The organism is Pseudobdellovibrionaceae bacterium (assembly GCA_023954155.1).
Taxonomy (GTDB): Bacteria; Bdellovibrionota; Bdellovibrionia; order Bdellovibrionales; family UBA1609; genus JAMLIO01.
The window spans coordinates 107,542-132,113 of record JAMLIO010000003.1 but is presented as its reverse complement, the minus strand read 5'-3'; the positions used below and the strand labels follow the sequence as shown (position 1 = coordinate 132,113).

At 41.9% G+C, this 24,572-nt stretch carries 21 protein-coding genes; 14 read left to right on the top strand and 7 right to left on the bottom strand.

The window, feature by feature from the left end:
• The first annotated feature begins 44 nt into the window (after positions 1-44).
• Entirely contained in the window at positions 45-749 is a 705-nt protein-coding gene (locus M9899_04955; GenBank protein ID MCO5113505.1) for an endonuclease/exonuclease/phosphatase family protein, read from the top strand.
• A gap of 112 nt (positions 750-861) precedes the next feature.
• Here the strand turns inward: M9899_04955 and metG are convergent, their stop codons facing one another.
• Positions 862-2,385 carry a methionine--tRNA ligase gene (gene metG, locus M9899_04950; GenBank protein MCO5113504.1) on the bottom strand — a complete coding sequence of 508 codons (1,524 nt, stop codon included), beginning with the start codon at positions 2,383-2,385 and terminating at the stop codon, positions 862-864.
• Between the two features lie 14 nt (positions 2,386-2,399).
• A complete protein-coding gene (gene lpxD / locus M9899_04945; GenBank protein ID MCO5113503.1) occupies positions 2,400-3,500 on the bottom strand; it encodes a UDP-3-O-(3-hydroxymyristoyl)glucosamine N-acyltransferase in 1,101 nt (366 codons plus the stop codon).
• 309 nt (positions 3,501-3,809) lie between these two features.
• Here lpxD and M9899_04940 point away from each other — a divergent pair, with 309 nt between their 5' ends.
• The 4 genes from M9899_04940 (at position 3,810) to M9899_04925 (ending at position 7,601) form a co-directional block, all read left to right on the top strand.
• A complete protein-coding gene (locus M9899_04940) occupies positions 3,810-4,295 on the top strand; it encodes a hypothetical protein (protein ID MCO5113502.1) in 486 nt (161 codons plus the stop codon).
• Positions 4,296-4,297: 2 nt separating this feature from the next.
• A complete protein-coding gene (gene infA, locus M9899_04935; protein ID MCO5113501.1) occupies positions 4,298-4,516 on the top strand; it encodes a translation initiation factor IF-1 in 219 nt (72 codons plus the stop codon).
• 63 nt (positions 4,517-4,579) lie between these two features.
• Positions 4,580-7,000: a S1 RNA-binding domain-containing protein gene (locus M9899_04930; GenBank protein MCO5113500.1), complete on the top strand. Its 2,421-nt coding sequence runs from the start codon at positions 4,580-4,582 to the stop codon at positions 6,998-7,000.
• Between the two features lie 151 nt (positions 7,001-7,151).
• Positions 7,152-7,601 carry a YkgJ family cysteine cluster protein gene (locus M9899_04925; protein ID MCO5113499.1) on the top strand — a complete coding sequence of 150 codons (450 nt, stop codon included), beginning with the start codon at positions 7,152-7,154 and terminating at the stop codon, positions 7,599-7,601.
• A gap of 3 nt (positions 7,602-7,604) precedes the next feature.
• Here the strand turns inward: M9899_04925 and M9899_04920 are convergent, their stop codons facing one another.
• Positions 7,605-8,399 (bottom strand): HAD-IIB family hydrolase, encoded by a 795-nt coding sequence (locus tag M9899_04920; protein MCO5113498.1) that lies wholly within the window; start codon positions 8,397-8,399, stop codon positions 7,605-7,607.
• A gap of 109 nt (positions 8,400-8,508) precedes the next feature.
• On the opposite strand from M9899_04920, the gene topA reads away from it, so the two are divergent.
• From topA to M9899_04890, 6 genes are all read left to right on the top strand, one after another.
• A complete protein-coding gene (topA, locus tag M9899_04915; GenBank protein MCO5113497.1) occupies positions 8,509-11,256 on the top strand; it encodes a type I DNA topoisomerase in 2,748 nt (915 codons plus the stop codon).
• A gap of 244 nt (positions 11,257-11,500) precedes the next feature.
• Positions 11,501-13,540: a S41 family peptidase gene (locus tag M9899_04910; protein ID MCO5113496.1), complete on the top strand. Its 2,040-nt coding sequence runs from the start codon at positions 11,501-11,503 to the stop codon at positions 13,538-13,540.
• Positions 13,541-13,725: 185 nt separating this feature from the next.
• On the top strand, positions 13,726-14,829 hold the full coding sequence (locus M9899_04905; GenBank protein MCO5113495.1) for a thiamine pyrophosphate-dependent dehydrogenase E1 component subunit alpha: 1,104 nt from the start codon (positions 13,726-13,728) through the stop codon (positions 14,827-14,829).
• Positions 14,829-15,887, top strand: a complete 1,059-nt coding sequence (locus M9899_04900; protein ID MCO5113494.1) for an alpha-ketoacid dehydrogenase subunit beta — start codon at positions 14,829-14,831, stop codon at positions 15,885-15,887. The genes M9899_04905 and M9899_04900 overlap by 1 nt, the downstream gene beginning before the upstream one ends.
• Before the next feature lie 3 nt (positions 15,888-15,890).
• A complete protein-coding gene (locus tag M9899_04895; protein ID MCO5113493.1) occupies positions 15,891-16,679 on the top strand; it encodes a class I SAM-dependent methyltransferase in 789 nt (262 codons plus the stop codon).
• Positions 16,680-16,681: 2 nt separating this feature from the next.
• Positions 16,682-16,915, top strand: coding sequence for a hypothetical protein (locus M9899_04890; GenBank protein MCO5113492.1), 234 nt, complete (start codon positions 16,682-16,684; stop codon positions 16,913-16,915).
• A gap of 23 nt (positions 16,916-16,938) precedes the next feature.
• On the opposite strand, the gene pyrE is transcribed toward M9899_04890, so the two are convergent.
• From pyrE to fusA, 4 genes are all read right to left on the bottom strand, one after another.
• Positions 16,939-17,487: an orotate phosphoribosyltransferase gene (gene pyrE / locus M9899_04885; GenBank protein MCO5113491.1), complete on the bottom strand. Its 549-nt coding sequence runs from the start codon at positions 17,485-17,487 to the stop codon at positions 16,939-16,941.
• Between the two features lie 345 nt (positions 17,488-17,832).
• The gene (locus M9899_04880) at positions 17,833-18,144 is read right to left on the bottom strand and encodes a divalent-cation tolerance protein CutA (protein ID MCO5113490.1); all 312 of its coding nucleotides are present in this window, start codon (positions 18,142-18,144) and stop codon (positions 17,833-17,835) included.
• A gap of 6 nt (positions 18,145-18,150) precedes the next feature.
• Entirely contained in the window at positions 18,151-19,218 is a 1,068-nt protein-coding gene (locus M9899_04875; GenBank protein MCO5113489.1) for a hemolysin family protein, read from the bottom strand.
• 525 nt (positions 19,219-19,743) lie between these two features.
• A complete protein-coding gene (fusA, locus tag M9899_04870) occupies positions 19,744-21,849 on the bottom strand; it encodes an elongation factor G (GenBank protein ID MCO5113488.1) in 2,106 nt (701 codons plus the stop codon).
• A gap of 131 nt (positions 21,850-21,980) precedes the next feature.
• On the opposite strand from fusA, the gene M9899_04865 reads away from it, so the two are divergent.
• Genes M9899_04865 through M9899_04855 form a run of 3 tightly spaced genes read left to right on the top strand, consistent with a single transcriptional unit; the run spans position 21,981 to position 24,571 of the window.
• The gene (locus M9899_04865; protein MCO5113487.1) at positions 21,981-23,417 is read left to right on the top strand and encodes a RecQ family ATP-dependent DNA helicase; all 1,437 of its coding nucleotides are present in this window, start codon (positions 21,981-21,983) and stop codon (positions 23,415-23,417) included.
• Positions 23,417-24,049: a leucyl/phenylalanyl-tRNA--protein transferase gene (gene aat / locus M9899_04860; protein MCO5113486.1), complete on the top strand. Its 633-nt coding sequence runs from the start codon at positions 23,417-23,419 to the stop codon at positions 24,047-24,049. Before M9899_04865 ends, aat begins: the two co-directional genes overlap by 1 nt.
• A 24-nt stretch (positions 24,050-24,073) precedes the next feature.
• Positions 24,074-24,571: a peptidylprolyl isomerase gene (locus M9899_04855; GenBank protein MCO5113485.1), complete on the top strand. Its 498-nt coding sequence runs from the start codon at positions 24,074-24,076 to the stop codon at positions 24,569-24,571.
• The last annotated feature ends 1 nt before the right edge of the window (position 24,572 follow it).

Below are 24,572 nucleotides of genomic sequence, written 5' to 3'. Positions count from 1 at the left end.
ACATGGTTGGGGTGAGATTTTTGGTGTCAGCCAAAATAATGGTAATGAGTGTTCTTTTTATTTTTACGTCTCAGGTTTGGGGAGCCGAGTTTTCAGTGGCCACTTGGAACATTCAAAAAGGCGGAACCTCAGGTTGGGCTGAACTTTTACACGTCCATCAGCCTGACATTGCTTTGATTCAAGAGGTCACTACAGACCCTTTGCAAGTGCTGTCCCCTCTGGAAACCGCACTGGGTGAGTCTTATCGTTGGTTACTTAATCCTGCATGGATCATGAGTGATGGATATGCCACGGGAACATTAAACATGTCCCACTATGAAGTTACAAATCATGAGTTGTTATTAAGCCAAGATGTAGAACCCTTTGCAGCGACTCCAAAGTCGATGATCATGACGGACTACCTGATTCCCATGTGTGGAGAGGTTCGAGTGATCAATCTGCACATGTTAAATTTTAATTTAGGATCAGCCTATGGTCGGCAGTTAGAACAGTTGAGCGACGCTATTAAAAATCATCAAGGGCCTTTAGTGGTGGCTGGAGATTTTAACAGCTGGAATATTTTTAGAGAGAACACTCTGTTTTGGTGGGCTGAAGGTTTGGGACTATCCCATGTTGAAACCGCAAGACACACTTGGGTTTTTGTTTTAGATCATATCTTTTACAAAAATTTAACATTGAAAGAAGCTGAAGAAGTCCCCACCTCTTTATCGGATCATCATTTACTTAAAGCTAAGTTTAACTGTCCTTAAAGACAAAGTGACAGGATTTGAAAATATAATTTAACGATCTGCAACTCTCGGCGACATAGCTGTGTCAGAGACGGTAATATATTTTTAAAGCTTGAACATTCCCTAAGAAAAATTATTGAATCCTAGGGAATAGTGGTTCTGCTTTAGTGATCGGTTGATCAGACTTCAGTACATACCACTGAGTGACATCCTGCTCGACTGTGTTCCAATCAAACTTGTAATTCAGCGCCGTAAGAAGCTGATCCATTTTGTCTTGTAAAATAGGACGTAGCAGACAGGCTGAGATTCTTAGGGCCTCTGTGGTATCACGTAAAACAATTCCTGCTTTCACGGTGTCTTCTTTGACCATCTTCCAAGGCGCGTTCTCTTCGACAAACTGATTGATTTGTTTTAAATATTGAATCACTTCAAAGCAGACCAAATGGGGTTCGTTAGCTAACACATGAGTTTTGACTTTGGCAAATAAACCTAAGCCCGCATCTTTAATGGGATGAGCTTGCGCGCTGCCTTCTGGTAAAGCTTGTGAATAAAACTTATCAATCAAATTAGTGGATCGGCTTAAAAGGTTTCCAAGAGTATTGGCTAAATCAGAATTGACCTTTTGAATCACAAGCTCTTCAGAAAAGGGCGCATCATTACCAAAACGAATTTCGCTAGATAAATAGTATTTAAAGCTTTCAAGCCCCACTTTGTCTACAACGGCAAGGGGGTCTAAGACATCGCCTTGGGATTTACTCATCTTTGCGCTGTCTTTATTAAGAATCCAACCGTGGGCAAAGATCTCATCGGGTAGTTTGACCCCTAAAGAAAAAAGAATTGTGGTCCAATACACAGCGTGAGTAGTTAAGATGTCTTTGCCGATGATGTGTTGAACTTTGGCATCGGTCCACCATGTTTTGAATTGTTCTTCGTCAGAACCATACCCTACGGCGGCAATATAATTACTTAAAGCGTCCACCCAAACATAAGTCACGTGGGAATCATCAAATGGAAGCGGGATGCCCCAGTGTATGCGTGATTTGGGACGACTGATACTTAAGTCCTCTAAGGGTTGGGCCAAAAATCCCAAAACTTCATTGCGCTTGCTTTCGGGTTGAATGAAGTGCGGATTTTTTTGGATGTGATCAATCAACTGCTGTTGATATTTGGACATCTTAAAAAAGTAATTTTTTTCTGAAACTTTTTCTACGGGTTTACCTGTGGGGGATTTGCCATCGACAAGATCGTCTTCGGGATAAAATGTTTCATCACTGACGCAATACCAACCCTCATAGTTCTGGCTATAGATATCACCTTTATCAAACAATTGTTGTAAAACGTACTGCACGGTTTTGATATGTGAGGGAGCCGTGGTTCTATAAAAAATATCATAATCAATTTTGAGTCGCGCCCAAGTATTGAGAAAATTTTGTGCGAATTCATCGCAGTGCTGTTGAGGGGTGACGCCACGTTTTTCTGCGGTCTGTTGAATCTTTTGTCCATGTTCATCGACACCTGTAAGAAACTTAGTTTCAAACCCTACAAGTTTTCTAAAGCGGTTCATGGTGTCAACCATGACTGTGGCGTAAGCCGTACCTAGATGCGGTTTATCGTTCACGTAGTAAATCGGAGTTGTCGTGTAAAACTTTGGTTTCATATTGAAGTGGTCCTTTATCTTAGCCCTGTCTTTTTCAGTATAGTGTCGATGTCTTTTCTAAGAGTAGTGATTTTTCCTAAGCTGGCTAAGTTTTTAAGATGTTCTTTTAAGGGGACAAGAGGGTATCCTCCGTAGCTCCCTGATTTATCCACACTCTTATGAACAACGGACTTGCCAGCAACTTGCACGTTGCTAGTCACCTTGATATGTCCAGTTACAAATGTGCCACCACCTGCAACAAAAAAGTCTCCCAGTTCTGAGGAGCCCGCCATCATAAATCCTGCCGTGAGCAAACAAGATCGACCTATTTTACAGTTGTGAGCGATATGAACCAAATTATCAATTTTAGTTTGATCCCCAATGATAGTGTCACCGTAAGTGCCTCTATCAATCTGAGTTCCAGCCCCGATATGCACATGGTGGCCCAGAATCACTCGGCCTTGGTGAGGAATGCCATGGTGTTGACCCTTTTCGTCTGTGGCGTAACCAAAACCATCAGACCCAATGGTGCAGCCTGATTGCACCACACAAAACTGTCCCAAACGTGATCGCCAACCGATTGTGGTGTGAGAGAAGATGACACAGCCTTCACCTAGTTCGCAGTCTTTTTCAATGACAGCGTGAGCAGCGATTTTACTATTGTTGCCGATTTTAGAATCAGCACCGATGACGGCAAAGGGACCGACATGGACATTCTGACCCAACTCGGCCGTGGGGTGAATCTGCGCAGTGGGATGAATAGGGGATTCAGAAAAATCAAAGTGGCCATCTATGCGCGAATAAGAAAAATACTCTTTATTGATCAGGGCCATGGCAAGTTTGGGATTGGGGCTAAGAAGTATGATGATGTCTGATGGAATGCCGCTGAGTACATCTTCAGGGGTCTTTTGGGGAAGTACAATCACTTGGGGTTGGACTTGAATCACTTCGGCTAGTGCCTGAAGCTCGTTTAAAAAAATAATGGAGTTGGGTTTAGGTTGATCCAAAGCTGAAGCACAGGTCAGAAGCACATCTGAGTTTGAAGTGCTCTTGCGTGTGGGGGCTTCAGTAATGAGGCCTGAGTACTTTTCTAAAAGTTCAGAAAGTGTGGGGTTGGATTTTTGGACTACGTTCACGTTCACCTCAATATTTTAAACAGGACCTTGTCTGTTTAGGACTTTACAGCAAAACCCCCCTTTTTCGCAAAAAATACAGCCACATAGCTCTGCGCCTCTAGTCAAGAGGGAATCTTTCAGTTAGACTCACTGGTGAATAATAACGCCCTGTTTAATCAGGGTTTAAAAAAATATGTTGGAATCGGGTCCTAAACTTCGAGTTTGGTTGTGGAAGAGGGCTCTAAGGACGAAAAATGCTCATGATGAGCGCATCGCTAGAAGCAAAGTGGAATGAGAGGCTCTAGCAGTATAAGTAAAGGGGAAGTGAGAATGGCCACAAAAAAAGCAGCAAAAAAGGCGACCGCAAAGAAGACATCAACGAAAAAGACTACGAAAACAACGGCCGCCAAAAAAGAGACCACAAAAAGCACTTCAAAAAAGAAGGCGGCAGCTAAAGCCACTGAAAAAGTCGTAAACGCGAAAGCAGCACCTGCGCCCGCAGTAGAAGAGCAAGAGACACCCACAACTTTGAAAAAAGCGGCGGAGAAAAAACCTGCTAAAGCTAAAAAACCCACGAAAAAAGAACAAGCTGCTGCAAAAGAAATGAACGAGTTGATGGAAAAGTGGGTGAAGCTAAAGGAATTAGATCATGAAATTCCTACAAAAAAATATAAAATGACAGAAGTGTATTCGCCAAGCACGCCACTAGAGCACCCTTCATTAGGTTGGGGTTTTATTTTATCAGTACAAAACAATAGACTTGAAGTTTTGTTTGAAAGTGGCATAAAAATGTTAATTTCAAATTACAAAGGGTAATAATGGCAAAAGACGATTTAGCTCAATTCGAAGGTAAAGTGCTCGATGCAGCGGCAGGCGGGCTCTACAAAATCATGCTTGATAATGGTGTGGAAATTAAAGCCAAGCTTTGCGGCAAAATGCGCCGTTTTAATATTCGTGTGGTTGTGGGGGATAAAGTCACAGTGGGTGTTTCACCTTATGACCCTACACATGGCCTCATCATGTACCGCCATAAATAAAACTCATCAATGATCACCTCAAATAGATATTTAATTTAAAATAGTAATGTGGAGAGACCTCCTATGGATCTTTTAACTCACTTTATTGAACGTCGTACAAAAATGAGCCTTTCGCAGGCACAAAAAGAAGCGATCAAACGTATTCAAGGGCAAGAGAGCTTAGAGGTTTTGCACTTTTATGCTCCTGAACTTAAAGAAGTGCCCTACTGGCAACTGGATTTATTTGCAAGTTTGATTGACGAATACTCTAAGCTTGATGCCAAGAAACAAAAGATTCTTGTCGACCTAGAACATCAAAAAGTGGAAAACCCCGCTTTGATTGAAAGCATCCAAAAGAGCATCGACGCTTTTGAATTGGAAGATTTATACCGCCCATTTAAAAGACGCAAAAAAACCAAAGCTACAGTCGCCAGAGAGGCTGGTCTGACTGAATTTGCAGACTGGGTATGGGATGTGGCATTTGGCAAACAAGAAATGGGACCTGTAAGTTTAGAAGTCAAAGCTAAAGATTACATCAAACCTCAGTTAGGGTTTGTGACTTATGATTTAGTTTTAAAAGGGGCTCAAGACATTATTGTTGAGAGACTTCTTAAGAGATCAGAGATCCGACAGGCACTAAGTGAAAGATACTACGCAGAGGGTGTGGTCTCTGTAGCAAAAACAGAGAAATTTAAAGAAGGAAAGTATTCTGCCACAGCTCAATTCAGAGAGAAGGTGTCTGAGCTTTTAAATTCTAAAAACTATTATAAATTCCCTGTTGTGAAGAAGGCATGGGAAGAAGGTTTTTTCAAAGTTCTGATCGAAGCTAAAAACGGAGACGTGTTAGAAAAGATCAAACAAGACATTTTTAATTTTGCTGCCGAAAATGACTGTACTCAATTTATTGATCAGGCTTTCCAGAAGGCGATAGAGATTCATATTCTTCCTTCCATCACGCAAGAGATCGTAGAAGAGTTATTAAAAATTTCTGAAACTGAAGCCATCAAGAGACTCAAACAGGACTACAACCGAATTTTAATGGTTCCCGCTTTGGGACCAGTACCTGTTCTGTCTTTTATTCAGAATGAAGTCAGCACCATTGAAGTGGCCTTAGTGACAAATCAAGGTGAACTTGTATCAGCCACTCAGATCAACACTCAAGATGAAAATTCAAAGTCTGTGTTTGCAGATGTGTTCAAAGACATCTCTTCTAAAATTCAATTAGGGGCTTTGGCTGTGGGGTTGAATGAACACGTAAGAACTCTTGTGGGCTTTGTTGAAGAGACACTTAAAGTTCAAGGTGTCACAATTCCTGTTGCCATTGTAGATATGAGAGGCATGACGGCTTACGTGGGATCTGAGTCTGCTAAAAAAGAATTTGGGGTTAAACCTAAAGTGGAAAGATCCCTAGTGTCTTTAGCCAGACGCCTTCAAGACCCCTTAAAAGAACTTGCGAAGTACCCACCAAAGTCATTAGTGGATGTTCCTGCGTATGTGACAGATGAAAAACTGTTGCCTGAACTTTTAAAGGTTCTTAAGTTTTGTGTTGCCAGTGTAGGCGTAGACCTTAATGAATCTTCAGAAGACAGCTTGAAGCTTGTAAATGGTCTTACAGACGAGCATGTCACTAAAATTTTAGGGTACCGTCAAACCAAAGGTCGCTTTGTTGAGAAAGCGCAACTCAGTACAGAGTTAGGATTTAATGATGACACCTTACGTGCATGCACAGGATTTGTGCGTGTGGCCTTATCCAAATCTATTTTAGATAAAACCAACTTAAGAACTTTTAGATTTGCAGCCATCAAGGATATGGCTAAGGATTTAGACATTTCTTTGGCAGAACCCTTAAGTGAAGCGAATGCCGAAAAAATCCTATCTTCAAAGTATAAAGATATTTTTGAAGCCAGTGAGTTACAAGACATCATCAAACAGCTTAAGACCCCAGGTAAAGACCCAAGACGAGTTTATAGATTTTTTGGATTTAGTGATAAAATCAAAACTCTAGCTGATGTGCAAGTCGGCGCCATTTATCCAGGTTTAGTGACTAGATTTTCCAGCTTTGGTGCTTTTGTGGATCTTGGAATTGGTCAGGATGGTTTAGTGCACTTGTCAGAACTGTCTGCACAGTTTGTCTCTGATCCACGTAAAGCCGTGGGCATTGGTGAGTGGATTTATGTTAAAGTGATCGATCTTAATTTAGACAAAAAACTTCTCTCCCTTTCAAAGATCAAAGCAGAAAGAAACGCAAAAACCTCTAAGGATAGAGCGGGTTCTACACGCGCAGAGCGTTCAGAAGGACAAGCTGAAGGGCGTGGCCGTTTTGAAAACAAACGACCTTACAAGGGTGACAGAAAAGATCAAAAGCAAGCTAAGGGCCATAAGGGCAAGGGACCACGATCAGGTGGTGGCAAACCCAAAACCAATAGGGATCGTGGTGATAAAAAACCGCAGTCTCCATTTAATAACCCATTTGCAGCTCTCGGCGATTTGAATCTTAAAGATTAGAATTGAGTCCTTAGAGCATTGACAAGGTTGGAGACACCTTCGATTGCAGTTGTGTCTGTGAGGCAGAACTGCTCTTGGTATTAGGAAGAGGTCTTTAAGAATCTTAAAGATTAGAATTGGTCATTAAGGTTTCATGCTTTATACTTAAGACATGTCAAAAAACTTTTATAAAAAAGGCTTACACTTTGAATGCCAAGGATCAGGCAAATGCTGTCTGTCCCGTGGTGAATACGGCTATGTGTATTTGACGAAGTCTGATGCCAAACGCATGGCCAAGGTTCTAGAACTCACAGTGGCTGAATTTAAAAAGCAGTACTGCCGAGTCACAGGTGGAGTGTTGCACTTGATTCAGCCAGAAGATTCGATCAACTGCGTTTTTTTACAAGACAATCGGTGCAGTGTGTACGAAGGACGCCCGACTCAGTGTCGAACATGGCCCTTTTGGCCAGAAAATATGAATCCTAAAGCATGGAAAAGAGATGTGATCAATTTTTGTCCTGGAGCCAGTGTGAAAACTAAAAAGTCTCTGAAGTCCCCAGAGGTCATTGCAGAACAACTTAAAGAACAAGCTGCTTCAGAAAAGGAACTTTTCGGCGAGTAAAACTTATTTTTTTAAAAGATGCTTAGCAAACTCGACAAAACCCGCTCCACCTTCTTGTGAGCAGATGTATTGTGGCAAAGACTTCAGCTCATCCAGAAAGGGTGCGACGTTTTGAACTCCCACAGAATTTTTAAAATATTTAAACATGGGTTCATCATTAGGAGAGTCACCAATAAAGACCGTTTTATTTTGTAAATCGTGAGAGTCGCTCAGTCCTAGGCGTTCTTTGGCGTAAACCAGAAAGGTGCTGAGCTTGTCGTGGTTACCATACCAACCATTGACATGGATAGAGCTGACCTTGGCCGTTGCTCCATGTTTTTCAAAAATAGAAACGATCTTTTGTATGTCGGCTTTGGGTAATGCAGGCACATCTTCGCAAAAGTCGATAGCTAGGTCTATGGCTCGGCAGAATTGGTCTGAAGCCAAAGCACTACCTGGGACATCTTTTAAAACTTCGTTTTGAATCACAGAAAGTTTTTTCTGGTTTTGAATACGGGTGAGCTCATCTTGCAAATAGTGACGCTGCATTTTTTTATCAAAATAAAAATAGAATCCACCATTTTCTCCGATCACACCATGCACAGGCCAGAAGCGTGCGATCATTTCGCACCAGCCTGCTGGTCGACCCGTCACAGGAATGACCTTAAAATTAGCATCGGACAAATTCCATAGGGCTTGATAAGCTTCGCCATGAAGTTGACCGTGGGTGGTTAAGGTGTCGTCAATATCGCACAAGACAAATTCAAGAGAAGTTGTGGGAAGTTCGCTTAGGGCTAAGATATTTTTGCTACGAGTCATTGCGCCTCACTGGTTTGTATCACATCTTTAAGTTTAAGGAAGAAATAGCTTGTCTATATATATGTTAGCAAACATATATGGAATGAGAAAAACCTTTTGGAGAAAAAACATGGCAGCAAAGTCCACCCAAGGCAAAAAATTAGTCGTAGTGGAGTCTCCGACAAAAGCAAAAACCATCCGTAAGTTTTTAGGTAAGGACTATGTGGTGGAATCTTGCATGGGACACATCAGAGATTTACCTCAATCCGCCAAGGACATTCCCGAAAAGTATAAAAAAGAAGAATGGTCTAGGTTGGGGGTCAATGTAGATAAAAACTTTGAGCCTATCTATTGTATTCCTAAAAACAAAACCAAAGTGGTTTCGACCCTAAAGTCATTAGTCAAAGAGGCTGATGAACTGATACTGGCAACGGACGAAGATAGAGAAGGGGAGAGTATCAGTTGGCATCTGCTTGAAGTGCTCAATCCCAAAATTCCAGCCAAAAGAATGGTGTTCCACGAGATCACTAAAGAGGCCATTCAAAAGAGTTTAAAAGAGTTCCGTGAAATTGATTTTGATATGGTCAAAGCTCAAGAAGCACGTCGTATTTTAGATCGACTTGTGGGATACACGATTTCCCCTCTTCTTTGGAAAAAGATTGCCTATGGTCTTTCTGCGGGCCGTGTGCAGTCCGTCGCTGTCAGGCTCATTTCAGAAAGGGAAGAAGAGCGCATTCGTTTTGTAAAATCCCAATATGGGAGCTTAACGGGGAATGCCGCTAAAGGAGCTTCTGACTTTCAAATCAGATTATCAAGTTATCAAGATAAGAAGTTAGCTATTGGTAAGGACTTTGATGAGACTAATGGCAAACTAAGAGAAGAGCGCAAAGACAAAGTGGTGGTCTTAAATTCTGATATGGCTGACAAAATCAAATCTCAACTTCAAGGACAAGACTTAGCCGTGTCTGAAGTGGAAGAAAAACCCGTCAGCCGTAAGCCCGCACCTCCTTTTATCACATCTACTTTGCAACAAGAGGCCAACAGAAAGTTGGGCTACTCTTCAAGAGAGACCATGCAGGTCGCACAGAAGCTTTATGAACAGGGTTTGATCACTTATATGAGAACAGACTCTACGTTTTTATCAAACCAAGCGATTGATGCTGCTCGTTCCTGTATTAAGTCTTTGTATGGCAAAGAGTATCTGCCTGATGCCCCTCGGGACTATGCAAGTAAAAAAGCGAAAGGAGCCCAAGAGGCTCACGAAGCGATCCGCCCTGCAGGAACGTCTTTTGTAAAACCCGAAGATTCAGGTTTATCGGCGCAACAGTATAAATTGTATGACTTGATTTGGAAAAGAACGGTGGCTTCACAAATGGTGAACGCGGAACAAAAACAAGTCAGTATTAAGTTTGTCAAAGGGGATACAGAGTGGGCCGCTTCAGGTATGACCATCACCTTTCCAGGTTTTTTAAAAGCCTATGTCGAAGGTCATGATGATCCCGAGCAGTCTTTATCTGATCGTGAAGTTCATCTGCCTCAACTTAAAGTAGGAGAGCAGATCAAGGTTAAAAATTATGAATACAACGATCACGAAACCAAACCTCCCGCAAGATACACCGAAGCTTCTTTGGTGCAAAAGTTAGAAAAAGAAGGCGTGGGACGTCCTTCGACCTACGCTTCTATTATCGGTACGATTCAAGATCGTGGTTATGTTAAGAAGACTGGAAATCAGCTCCAACCTACGTTCACGGCTCTGGCTGTGTCCAACTTATTGAGAAAGCACTTCCCTGATTATGTGGATCTCAATTTCACTTCCGAGATGGAAAACTCTTTAGATGAAATTGCTGCAGGTGATGTGGATTGGAATGACTATTTAAAAAAGATTTATTTCGGTGATGAAGGTTTAAAGAACCAAGTCGAAAATAAAGAAGACCGCATCAACCCTGACGAGTCCCGAGCCATTCATATTGATGGTTTGGAAAAGTACAGCTTCAGAGTTGGTAAGTATGGAGCTTATGTGTGCCGTAAAGATGAAGGCGGCGGAGAAGTCTGTGCTTCTTTGCCTGAGGACAAAGCTCCTGCGGACATCTCTGCCGAAGAGGCGGAGAGTCTTATTGCTCAAAAGATCAATGGGGCGGACTCTTTAGGTAAAGATCCGAAAACAGGTTTACCTGTGTATGTTTTAAATGGACGTTATGGTCCTTATGTTCAGCTTGGTGATATGGAGGGTGAGGACAGCAAACCCAAACGAGTTTCTGTTCCTCCACAAATGGATCATGAAAATCTCAGTTTTGAACAGGCTTTAAAGTTATTAAGCTTGCCCATCAGTTTAGGACATCACCCTGAATCAGGAAAAGAGATCAAAGCCAGTTTGGGACGTTTTGGCCCTTATGTAGTTTGCGATGGAGATTTTAGATCTATTCCTAAGGATAAAGATTTGTTCTCTATTGATTTAAAGCAGGCCCTTGAGCTTTTGTCTCAACCCAAAAAAGGTCGAGGACGAGCCACGTCTCTTAAAACTTTGGGCACTTATCCTGCCACAAAAGAAAGTGTAGATGTTTTTAATGGAAAGTACGGACCATATATCAAATGTGGTAAGACGAATGTCTCAATTCCAGAAGATATTGGTATAGATGGCATCACTCTTGAGAAGGCCATTGAACTGCTAGCGTCTCGAATGGATGATAAGGCGGGAGCTAAAAAATCATCTAAAAAGGCAGGCAAAAAGAAGGCGACTTCCAAGAAAACAACTACGTCTAGTGCCAAGAAGACCTCAAAGAAATCTACATCTGCGAAGTCAGCTGCTAGTGCTGGATCAAAGTCCAAGACGCCTGCGTCAACGAAGAAGAAAGTCGTTGTGCGTAGAAAGAAATCTTAAAATCTATAAAAAAATGGAGTGGTCTCTGCTCCATTTTAATTTGATTTTTTAATTCAAAATGAAACACATAAGGGTCTTACATCAAAGACTAGTCTTCGTGATTTGTGTAGATTTGGTCTAACATTCTTACTTTATGCCCCGATATAATATAGGATAAGAGTTTAGAGAGATGGACTCGCGTGTTGGCCCGTGTTTTTTATTCTCATATTTTTGATGACGTTCTATTCGAAGGAGATAATTGCCAATGATCAAAATACTACTTCCATTGCTACTGACATTTGGAATGACCAGTTATGCACAAGCTCAACAGGGACTGGCTTGTAAACATGTTCCTATCATCCAAAAGGGATTTTTGAGTCAGCATATTAACTACAACGATTATAATGAAACGTTGGAAAAAAGACTGGTGGATCAATACATTAAGCGTTTGGACCCATCAAAATTATATCTGACTGCGGGCGATGCCAAAGAGATTTCCACTTTGATGAAGGGAATTTTAAAACGCACTCAAACTAACGACTGTTCACCGATTATGAAGTCCTATGAAATTTACAGCAAAAGGGTGCTTCAACGAGCAGACTTTGTGAAATCCTTTTTGGGTGACAAGTATAAGTTCAATAAAAACGTAAAGATCAACTTAGATTCTGACAAGCGTAAACGCTTTTCTTCGGTGGATAAGATCAACAATTTCCATAAAGACTATATCCACTTTCAAGTCTCTAACTATTTAGCTTCAGATATGACACTAGATGAAGCCAAATCAAAGGTGCTTAAGAGTTACGAAAGAGTCACTAAGAAACTTTCTGGTTTAAGCGAAGAAGATAAATTGAGTGATTATCTGGATTCTTTTGCAAGAAGTTTGGATCCTCATTCCAGCTACTTCTCTCGCGATGCGATGGACAACTTTAGAATTTCTATGGAACTGTCTTTAGAGGGCATTGGTGCCACTTTAAAAAGTGAAGATGGGTTCACAGTTGTAGAAAGTCTGATTGAAGGTGGAGCGGCCGCTAAGAGTGGTGAAGTTCAACCTAAAGACAAGATCATTGCGGTCAGCCAAGGTGAAGGTAAACCTATGGAAGACGTGATTGATATGGATTTAAGTGATGTGGTCAAAAAGATCAGAGGTAAAAAAGACACTCCTGTGCATCTGACGATCTTAAGAAAAGATGGAGATGCGGCAAAAAGAGTTGTGGTTAAACTAAAAAGATCAAAGATCAATCTAGAAGACGAAGCTGCTTCGATCACTTATCACAAGAGAACCATTGGCAACGAAGAAAAACTGATTGGTTTGATCAATTTACCTTCATTTTATTCTGATGGAAAACGTAATGGTGTTTCTGCAGCAGCCGATGTGGCTAAACTTTTAGATGAAGCCAATGCCAAAGGTGTGGAAGGGATTGTGTTAGACCTTTCTAGTAATGGTGGTGGAAGTTTAGACGATGCCGTTAAAATTTCAGGTTTATTTTTTAAAGAAGGAAATGTGGTGAAGCAGTCTACAAGTGATCCTGCTCGTCCACCGACCGTGTTAGCTGATATCAACCCTAAGGTGAACTATTCTGGTCCACTAGTTGTGCTTGTGAGTCGTGTGAGCGCCTCTGCTTCTGAGATTGTTTCAGGTGTCTTACAAGACTATAAGAGAGCTGTAGTTGTGGGTGGCGATCATACTTTTGGTAAAGGGACTATCCAATCTGTAGTTCCACTCGCTTCTATTGGTGCACTTAAGGTGACTGTGGGAATGTTCTTCACGGCGGGTGGATACTCTACCCAACATCGTGGTGTGATCTCTGACATTGCTTTCCCTAGTGTGCTAGCTACTGATGACATTGGTGAGAAGACCTACGATTATTCTTTACCGCCAAAGCGTATTGACTCATTTGTATCGTCTTCTGCTTTTGTGAACAAAGGGTCATCACAATGGACTATTTTGGATAAAAAGACGATTGCGCAGTTAAAGACAGCATCAGACAAGCGTATTGCGGCTAATGATAAGTTTGCTGAAGTTCTTAAAGACTTAGAAAAGAATCAAAAGCGTGGCAAAGTGATTGATCTGGCTGAAGTGATGAAAGAAAAAGAAGAGGACAAAAAAGACGACAAAAATAAAGATAAGGTCCTCACGAAAGAAGAGAAGCTTAAAAAGTATACAGAGCGTGCTGAGGTTCAAGAAGCCATCAATGTGGCCACGGACCTTGCGGCTTTACAAAAAAAGATCCCCTTAACTATGGTACCCAGTAGTGCTCCCCAAGCCAGTGCCACAAGTACGGATGCAAAGGCTGTGAAAAACTAGCCCAAACAGACCTAAATGGTTGGGGGCAATGGGTTTGCTCCTATAAAGACAAAAAGGCCCCAAGCTGTTGAAGTTTGGGGTTTTTTTATACTATCTTTTTCTTTTGACGCGTCAAGATGGGGTGATTTTTTCCCTAAGAATAGATAATCTCATGGCACTTAAGTGAGCATGACTAGGGAGGATCTATGGCTGTTTCAGTCTCAGTAAATTCTTCTAAAAAGAAGAAAGGGCAAATGCAACCTACTGCAAAAAGGCCCACGAACGGAAAGGTCAAAGGCAAAAACACATCGCCTTTTGGAGGCTTAGCCGAGGATACGGTTAAGAACATCTTTACGTTAATGCTAAAATCTCGAGCTTTAGAAGAGCGTTTAATCAAAATTTATAAAGCGGGTGAAGCTTTCTTTTGGATTGGAGCACCTGGTGAAGAGGCCTTTGGTGTGCCACTGGGTCTACTTACAGAAAAGGGCCAGGGCGTAAACTATGATTATTTGCATCTGCACTATCGTGGAACTCCCACATTAGTGGCTATGGGCATGCCCATGATTGATTCGATTCGTCTGATCATGAACAAAGTGACTGATCCTAATACAGGCGGCAGAAACTTTAGTAACCACTATTGCATTCCTGAATGGAACGTTGTGCCTGTGACTTCGCCCATTGAGGTGCAATACGGGTTTGCGATAGGCACAGCCATCGCACAGAAAAGAGCAAAAGGTAAAAAAGGTATCAGTATCGTCACAGGTGGTGACGCAGGCACTGCAGAAGGGGATTTTGCCAGTTGTTTGATCTGGGCTAGTCGTCCTCAAGCCGAACTTCCTATTTTGATTACAGTTCAAAATAACAAATGGGGTATATCCACCTCTTATGACACTCAACATGGTGAACAGACGATTGCCGATCGTGGTAAGGCCTTTGGCATTCGTACACGAGTGATCAACGGCAATGACCCTATTGAAACTTATTTAGCTCTGCAAGAAGAGATGGAGTACATCCGTAAGGAAAGAAAACCCGTTCTTCTTGAGGCCTATGTGTCTCGACTTTATGGTCACTCCTCGGCTTCTGGAGCCAATTTTATTGAGGGCGAAGAGGACTGCCTTATTTCTTTTGCTGACAAGTTAGTGGCTGAAGGTCTTTACACTCGCAAAGAGATTGAAGATATGAAAAAAGGTTTTGATGAAGAGGCCCGTATGGCGATGGAACAGGTCAGAAAAGAGCCAGCACCTACGGCGGATTCCATTTGGGATCACACCTATGCTCAAGGTGAGAATGCAGATTGGAGGAACTTCTAATGGCAAACATGGCACAAGCAATTCGTATGGCACTGCACTTTGCAGAAGAGAATTTAGAGCTGAAAGATATTTTTGGACAAGATGCGGGTCCACCTCTTGGCGGAGTCTTCACTTGCACACAAGGTTTAAAAACCACGTGGAACACGCCACTGGATGAGAGGGGGATTGTGTCTGCGGCTATTGGTTTAGGGCTTGCGGGACAAAAGTGTGTGGCTGAGATTCAGTTCTGTGATTATATTTTTAATACCATTGATCTGTTAAAAATGGCGGGCAACACCGCGTGGTCAACAAGCGGTAAGTATCATTTGCCGATTGTTCTTAGAACTCCTGTAGGTGCAGGAATTCGTGGCTCTATTTACCACAGCCATAGTTTTGATGCGTGGGCGAGTCGTCTTGCAGGATGGAAAGTGGTTGTACCTTCCAATCCTCTAGATGCCTATGGTCTATTGCTTTCTGCAATTAAAGATCCTAATCCTGTGATGTTCTTAGAACCCAAAGCTTTATTAAGAGTGAAAGGGGAAGATCTGATTCCTGGTGAACCTCACGACGAAAAGACGTTAAAGCAGATGATTGATGCTCCCCTTGGAGACCGTTCTAAGTGGAAACCCAATTGGCCAAAGATTGAAGAGTATCTGGTTCCGATTGGTAAAGCTAAAATTGTGAAAGAAGGAGAAGCCGCCACCATTGTAAGTTATGGTCGTACACTGCCTATCTGTGTGAAAGTGGCAAAGGACCTTGAGGCTCAAACAGGACAAAGAGTGGAAGTGATAGATTTACGCTCCATTTATCCTTATGATTGGGACTGTATAAAAACATCCATTCGTAAAACAGGACGAGTGCTTTTTGTGAATGAAGACACAGAAGTGACCAACTTCGGAGAACATTTGGCTTACCGTGCGACTCAGGATTTGTTCTATGAGTTGATGGCAAGACCTAGGGTGCTTGCGGGTAAAAACCTTCCTGGTATTGGTTTACATCCTGACCTTGAAGAGGCTTCGGTCCCTTATGAACATCAAATTAAAGAAGAACTTAACGAGCTATTAAAGGAAATTCCATAAGACATGTCTGAGATTTTTGATAAATACTACTATTATTCTAGATCGGTTCAATCTGCTGAAAATGACGTGGATTTTTTTAATCAATTCTATAAAGGATTTCGAAAAACGGAAGCCCTGACTTTTCGTGAAGACTTCTGTGGTGGATTCATGATCTGTTGTGAATGGGTGAAATTAGGAAATAAAAAAAAGGCGATCGGATTGGATTTAGATCAAGAGCCTATCGAGTACGGATTTAAAAACTATTTAGAAAAATTAAATCAAGATCAAAAGAAAAGAGTTTCTATTTTTGAGAAGAACGTTTTAAGTCCAGATTTACCTAAGGCAGACATCGCAGCAGCTCTTAACTTTTCGTATTTTATTTTTAAAGAAAGAGAAGTGTTAAAGTCCTACTTTAAAAATACCTATGACAGCTTAAACAAAGATGGCTTATTTTTCTTAGACTGCTTTGGGGGACCTGCGACTCAAGAGCGCAACGAAGAAGAGGTCGAGCACGAAGGTTTTAGTTACTACTGGGATCAAGACTATTTTAACCCTATCAACAATAACGCTAAATTTTATATTCACTTCAAATTGGATCACGAGAAGCGCAAAAGAGAACGTGTTTTCAGTTACGATTGGCGCATGTGGAGCTTACCTGAACTTAGAGATCTTTTATTAGAAGTCGGATTCTCAGATGTAAAAATCCTATGGGAAGGCACAGACAAAGACGGTGATGGTGACGGCATTTTCACAGAAACCCAAGAGGGCGAAGAGTGCGAATCCTGGATCGCCTATGTTGTGGGATGTAAATAAATATGAGTGTAAATGAATACATATCACAACTTTCATGGCGAGACGTCGGGCTATTTGTGAGTTATTTAATTGGTATATGTATTGGTATTTACTTCAAAGATCGCGAAAAAATTAAAGCTGAAGGCGGCTTCCTCAAGGTCGCACAGAAGCGCAAAGCAGCCATTGGATTTTGGTTTATCGTATCAGCACTGCTATTTGTGGTGGGTGGCTATATCTTTCAAAGCCTCAAGTCTTAATGCCACTGTTATTGAATTTACGTTTACTTTTTCAGTTCAGGGGCAAACCATTCGTCGAATTGCTTTTTGTCTAGTAACCACTGCACATTCAACCCGAGGGATTCTAGTTTAGGTTCTTTGCCTTCGTTTTGCCCGCGATAGATCACACACAAGACATCATCTACTTTTGCACCCAGTTTGCGTAAGTCTTCGGTGCTTTCAGCGACTTGTCCCCCAGTGGTGATCACATCTTCGATCAAACATAATTTTTTGCCTTCAATGCTTGGGCCTTCGGCAAGTTTGGCTGTGCCGTACTCTTTAGCCTCTTTGCGTACCAACACTGTAGGAAGACCAGTTTCAAAAGAAAGAGCCGTGGCTAAAGGAATTCCACCCATTTCAAGACCTGCTAAAATTTCAGTGCCTTCAGGAATCATCTTTTTCATGGCTTTAGCAATTTTTTTTAAAATCTCAGGACGACATTCAAATTGATACTTATCAAAATACTCATTAGAAACTTGCCCTGAGCGCAACGTAAATTCACCCGTAAGGTGAGAGACTTCATAAATCTTCTTAGCCAATTTTTTCAATTTCATAGTTCATGTCTATAGTCTGTTTTTCTCAATTTTTCTAGGAAAAATTTGTTATAAACTTAATCTAAGCATATTGACGACTCTCTGCAAAGACGACATTCTCTAAAGCCTATGACCACAATGGAGTTGTGACAGTGGAGATCTAAGCTCTTAACTCTTACTCACAAAATTTTTGCTTTCATATACTTACTAAGCCCTCTTTGGGTGATCTTAAGTTCTTCTTAGATTTTATATGATATGGTCGAAATGCGAGTTCGGCTTGGCGCACTTTTGCGACGCAAAAGTGTGCCAAACGTCACTGTCTGAGCATTTTGAGTATATCATATAAAATCTAAGAAGAACTTAAGATCACCCAAAGAGGGCTTCTTGGAGCCAGTTCAAATAAGCCCCATGGATATCCTGCGGCCTAAATGTCATAAGACAAGGAATCTCATAGGGATGATGTTCTAATATCCATTTTTGCAAAGCTTCTGACTTAGCTAGTGAAGTCTTAAACAGAACTACAGTTTCGTAAGTGCTTTCCACTTGTTCATTCCAAATATAAAAACTTTGAATTTGAGGAAGTATATTGGCACAGGCTGCAAGCTTATTGCTGACAGCCTCCTTGGAAATGTGTTGTGCGGTTTCTAAATCAGGAAAAACACAATAGACAACAAGCATAGAATCTTAAGCCTGTTGTAAATTAAGTCTACTTTTTGCTAAGGCTTGCCTGCCTTTTTTGCGAGCCTCCCAAAGTTCACGGGCATATTTACGCATGTCTTCGACAGAGTCTAATTCATCCACAATTTCAACACCCAGTAAAGTTTCAACGACGTCTTCGAGGGTTACGATACCTTCGGTGACTCCGTACTCATCAATAACAATAAATAGATGTTCTTTGCGTTTAATGAACTGATCTAAGCAAGCCGCCACGCTGATGTCATCGGGGACACTGTGCACGGGCTTCATAAACTTATCTAAAGTGTAATCGTCTTCGTCTTTAGAATAGGCCTCCATCAGTTTATATCTTAAAACAATCCCTTCGATATTATCGGAAGTGTCTTTATAAACAGGGATACGCGAAAAGTGGATGGTCTTGTGCTCTTTAAAAACATCGCCAATGGTTGAATCCAGTTCAAGGGCAAAGATCACAGACTTAGGTGTCATGATGTCCGTCACTTTAACCTTATCTAGCATAAGCAAGTTACGGATCACTAAACTTTCTTTATGGTTGATCTCGCCTTCGTCAGCACCTAGTTCAGCAGTAACAATCATCTCTTCACGAGTGACTGACTTGATTTCTTGTCCACCAAAAAGATCGCGAATAACTTCTGACAGTAAAACAATAGGATAGGTGATACGCATAAAAAAGATAATGACTGTTGAACCAATGGGAGCCAGCTTTTTCCAATAGGTGGCGCCTAGCGTTTTAGGAATAATTTCTGAAAAAAATAAGATCGCTAAGGTCATCGCTCCTGAAGCTGCCGCGATAAAACCATCCCCATAGATGTTGTGTACCTGCACGCCCACACCAATAGAACCCATAGTGTTAGCTAACGTATTGATGGTCAATATTGCAGCTAAAGGTCTATCAATTTGATCTTTTAATTTATAAAGCCTGTTCCCAAGTTTTGGATTCTCTTTAGTCACTAAAGCGATGTGAGCTGGACTTATAGACAGCAGCATGGCTTCAAGCATGGAACATATAAAAGAGGCTACTAAAGTGATCGTAATATAAGTGATTAGCAAAGCCATGGATGCCTACTTAAGGTTAAGAGTCCAAGCTTTTTGCTATTGTCCGTATTCGTTCTTTGGAAAGATTGAAAGGGAAGAGAGACTTCATCGTTGGCAGAGGGAGGCAGAAGCCTCTTCATCTGCGGAATCGTATCGTCGTCCATATAATATTCATACTCCTTATATGACTTATCGTCATAACTCGTATCTTATTTTAATAAGCTGATCAAAATGATACGTCAATACAGCGACGAAACATAATATTTTGTTTTTTTAGCAAAAACGCCAGTTTTTTAAGCTAAAATATGATGTATGTTTGAAAATTATATAGAAATATCAAGCAGTTAAGGCACTAGATCTTGTGAGGGTGCTTGTCGTTTTAGAGCTTATGAATATTAGGCTAGGTTATAAAAAAGTCTGGCTTTGCGGAGCGGGGATGGGTGCCCCTAGAAGATAAAAAAACGGGGAAACTTATAAAGCTTCCCCGTCCATTTAGAGTTTTAAAATCCTATTCAAGAGACACCAATGATAGGCCTCTCAAAAACCTTACTTGTTCTCTTCCTCACGTCTCTTTTGATATTCTTTTACAAGCTCTTCCTGGATGTTTCTTGGAGCGGGAGCATACTTAGCAAATTCCATTGTAAATTCCCCTTTACCTTGAGTGGCAGAACGTAGCTCTGTGGAGTAACCAAACATTTCAGAAAGTGGCACATCAGCTTCGATGGTCACCATAGCTTCTTGAGTTTGAGTTCCTGCAATCATACCACGACGTTGGTTGATCTGACCCATCACCGCACCTTGGAATTCTTCAGGAGCAGTCACTTCCACTTTCATGATAGGCTCTAAAGCTTGAGGCTTGGCTTTCATGTATGCTTCGCGGAAGGCGGCCATGGCACAAATTCTAAAGGCCATTTCACTAGAGTCCACATCATGGTAAGCACCGTCGTTAAGATTGACTTTTACACCTACGATAGGGAATCCGATTAAAGCTCCTTTAGTCATTTGCTCTTGGAAACCTTTGTCACAGGCAGGGATATATTCTTTAGGGATACGACCACCTGTTACGTTGTTGCTAAATTCATAAATCTGTTCAGAGTTGGGGTCCATAGGCTCAATGCTACCCACAACTTTTGCGTATTGACCAGAACCCCCAGTTTGCTTTTTATGAGTGTAATCATATTCAGCAGGCATAGAGATAGATTCGCGGTAAGCCACTTGCGGAGCGCCTGTAACCACTTCACACTTAAATTCTCTGGCCATTCTTTCTACGTAAACTTCTAAGTGAAGTTCACCCATTCCAGAAATGATCGTCTCGTTAGACTCTTCATCACGGCTTACGCGGAAAGTAGGGTCTTCTTTTGTGAACTTATTAAGAGCTTTCGCAAAGTTAGCTGTCTGTGTTTTATCTTTAGGTTTAATAGAAAGAGAAATTACAGAGTTAGGTACAAACATAGAAGTCATAGTGATGTTGGCTCGACCATCGGTGAAGGTGTCACCTGAAGCGCAGTCTACACCAAATAAAGCTACGATGTCTCCAGCGCTGGCTTCTTCGATATCAATCATCTCATCAGAGTTCATGCGTACAACACGTGGAACTTTTACTTTTTTGTTGCCATTCATATTGTAAATGAATTCGCCTTTTTTAAGTGTACCTTGATAAATACGCATGTAAGTCAATTGACCGTAGCGACCTTCTTCAAGTTTAAACGCAAGAGCTACAAGTGGAGCTTCTGCATCTGGTTGAAGCACGATGGACGCTTCGTTGTTATCTTGGTCAAGACCAGTGTTTACAACTTCTGTAGGGTTAGGAAGATAGTAAGTGATGGCATCTAATAGACGTTGAACACCTACGTTTTTGTACGCAGAACCGCAGAATACAGGTGTTAATTTAAGTGCAAGAACACCTTTTTTAATAGCAGCGCGCAATTCCGCTTCTGTAGGCTCCTCTTCCATTAAGGCCTTTTCCATAAGGTCATCATCAAAATCTGCGGCAGCTTCAATAAGGATTTTTCTATACTTTTGAGCATCATCGACCATATCCGCTGGAATTTCTGCTTCACGAATATCAAGGCCATTATCGCCTTCAAAGTAATAGGCTTTCATAGTGACAAGATCAACATGACCTACGTGTTTGTCTTCAAGTCCAATAGGAAGGACGTGCATCACAGAGTTGTGACCTAGTTTTTCGCGTAGGGCTTGGCAAACTCTGTAAGGGTTAGCGCCCTGTCTGTCGAGTTTGTTCACGAAAGCCATTCTGGGAACATTGTAACGTCTCATCTGACGGTCCACAGTGAAAGACTGAGATTGCACACCAGCAACACCGCAAAGTACAAGGATCGCGCCGTCTAATACGCGAAGAGATCTTTCCACTTCCACAGTAAAGTCCACGTGTCCTGGAGTATCAATCAGATTCATCTCATGATCTTTCCATTGCACGTTGGTCGCTGCAGATTGAATAGTGATCCCACGCTCTCTTTCAAGTTCCATGTGATCCATTTTTGCACCGACGCCGTCTTTACCACGAACGTCATGGATGGCGTGAATTTTACCAGTGTAGAACAAAATACGTTCAGATAGTGTTGTTTTTCCCGAGTCAATATGTGCAGAGATCCCAAAATTTCGGACCTTTGTAATATCCCATTTTTTAGCCATCAGGCGTGCTCCTTGTTAATAACTATATATGTTGCTTTTTGCTGAACTATTTTAATTAGCATCAAAAAAAAAGTAAGGCAATGCAAAGAAAATCAGGTTTAGACTAAGATTTGATGTGTTATGGTTAGGGCATGGACCTAATCCAGATTCTGCAAGCAAAGTTCAATAAGCCCTCCTTCCGCCCTGGCCAAGAAGAGACTCTCAGAGCTGCTCTGGCAGGTGAGAACACGCTGACGATCATGCCAACGGGGGGTGGTAAGAGCCTGATTTATCAATTTCTGGCCTCCACACTGGAGACAGGATGCGTTCTGGTGATTTCCCCTCTAGTGGCTTTGATTGATGACCAGTATGAGCAGGCCAAGGCATTGGGTTTAAAGGTCGGGAAAATTCATTCAGCTATGCCTACCCAGAAGCGCACAGAGTTTTGGCGGCACATGGCCGACTTCCGTCTGATCCTCATGACCCCAGAAAGACTGCTTCAGGAGCAGGCATGGGAGGCCTTATCCCAGACGCGGGTGCAGTATCTGGTCATCGATGAGGCCCACTGTCTGTCCCAGTGGGGGCATGATTTCCGTCCTGACTATACAAGGATTCCCGAGTTTCACACTAAGATGGGCGCTCCTCCTGTGCTGGCATTGACAGCCACGGCCACTGCTCGGGTGAAAACAGAGATTCGCGAGGTTTTGGGGCGGACCACAACGCCAAAGTGGTTTGAGTATCAAGCTCCTGTGGATCGCCCGAACCTGAATTTGAATGTGTATCAGGCCTACGGAGAGGCGGATAAACTGAGGCGACTGTCGTATTGGGCCACAAATCTTGAGGGGCCAAAGATTGTTTACTTTTCTTTGGTACAAACTTTAGAAAGAGTTTCAGAACAGGTGCAAGCTTTAGGGTTTTCTCACACCAAATATCATGGACAGCTGCCCTCCCATATCAAATTAAAAAATCAGAAGAAGTTTTTTAGTGAAGAAGAGTCTCTGATACTAGCCACTCCTGCTTTTGGTTTGGGGGTGAACAAACCCAACATTCGTGCAGTTTTGCATTACGAGATTCCCCAATCTATCGAGGCTTATTTTCAAGAGGTGGGGCGTGCAGGACGTGATGGTTTGGAGTCTTGGGCTGAAGCTTTTTATGATTCCGATGATGTTAGCATTCACATGGACTTTTTGAAGTGGAACCATCCAGAACCTGACTTTATTTATAGTCTGTACCAACATATTCAAGATTACCCTCAACGATTTGTGCAAGAAGGGGCTGATTTTTTACGTGAGAAACTGAATTTTTATAATAAAAGAGACTATCGCGTCGAAACCACTTTGAATCTGTTAAAGCGTTGGGACCTTTTGCAGGTGGACACATTGGGGAATGTCACGACTCAAAATATTTCTGAGTTACGAAAAATTCCAGATATGGATAAGGCTTTGCACGAAAAAAGAAAAAAATCGGCACAACTCAGATTGCTTGATCTGGTTCAGCTGTTTGAAAAGTATAAATCCGAGTTGGACCCTCCTCTGGGAAGTGTGGAAATGCGCAAAGACATCGTAGATTATTTTTTGGAGAGACCCTGATGGGCTCCTATTTTGAGCATTACGAACCTATTGATGAGTCAGGGATTGTCACATGGACGCCTTATATTCACCCCGAACAGGTGGTGGAGGCGTATCATCATGGTGTGTTTCCTTGGCCTGAGTCTGAACAGTCCATCTTTTGGTTTAGTCCACCAGAAAGGGGCGTGTTAAAATTTGATGATTTTACTTTAAGTCGTTCCACGCATAAGGCTTTTCGTAAACACAACTTTGAACTTAAAATCAACCATGACTTTCGTGCCTTTATAGAACTCTGTGCTGAGGTAAAAAAAAAGATGGAACGAGACACTTGGATCACCAAAGACCTGATAGACACCTATGTGGAATTGCAAAAGCAGGGTTGGGTGCACAGTTTTGAAACCCATCTTGATGGCCAACTTGTGGGAGGAGTGTACGGGGTTAAAGTGAATCACTACTTCAGTGCGGAAAGCATGTTTTATACTGTCAGTGAGGCGTCGAAGTTTGCACTGTCACAGATGGTGAACGTGCTCTCTCAAGAGGGCATGTCTTGGATTGATACACAAATGGTGACCCCATTTACAAAGCAACTGGGAGCCAGATATATTTCCAGAAATCGGTTTTTATCTCTGCTAGGAAAAGGTACACTTAAATAAGGACTGCAAGGCTAGGAGGACAACATGAAAGTCGAAAAGAATAAAGTGGTGTCGTTGGCCTATTCTATTTTTAATAAAGACGGGAGACTTTTAGAAGTCAGGTCTCCTGAAGATCCTGTTGAGTTTTTGGTAGGACATGGGCAAATCCTGCAAGTTTTAGAAGACAAAATTTTAGGCGAGACCGAGGGCTTTATGGGGCAATTTATTTTTGCCCCTGAAGAGGCCCATGGAGAGTATCGTACAGAACTTGTCATCCAAATGGATAGAGAACAGTTTCCTAAAGACGTTTCCATTGAAAAGGGAATGAAGTTTGAATCCCGTGGTCCAAAGGGCGAGCATCTAGCACTGCATGTTTTAGACATTCAAGGTGACCATGTTTTAGTTGATGGAAATCATCCCTTAGCTGGTGAAACCCTACAGTTTGAAGTTAAAATCCTAGACGTCAGAGAGGCCGCCCAAGAAGAAATCATTAGAGGCAAAGTTCTTACCAACATGACCCCCACCAACGTTACTCGCCACTAAG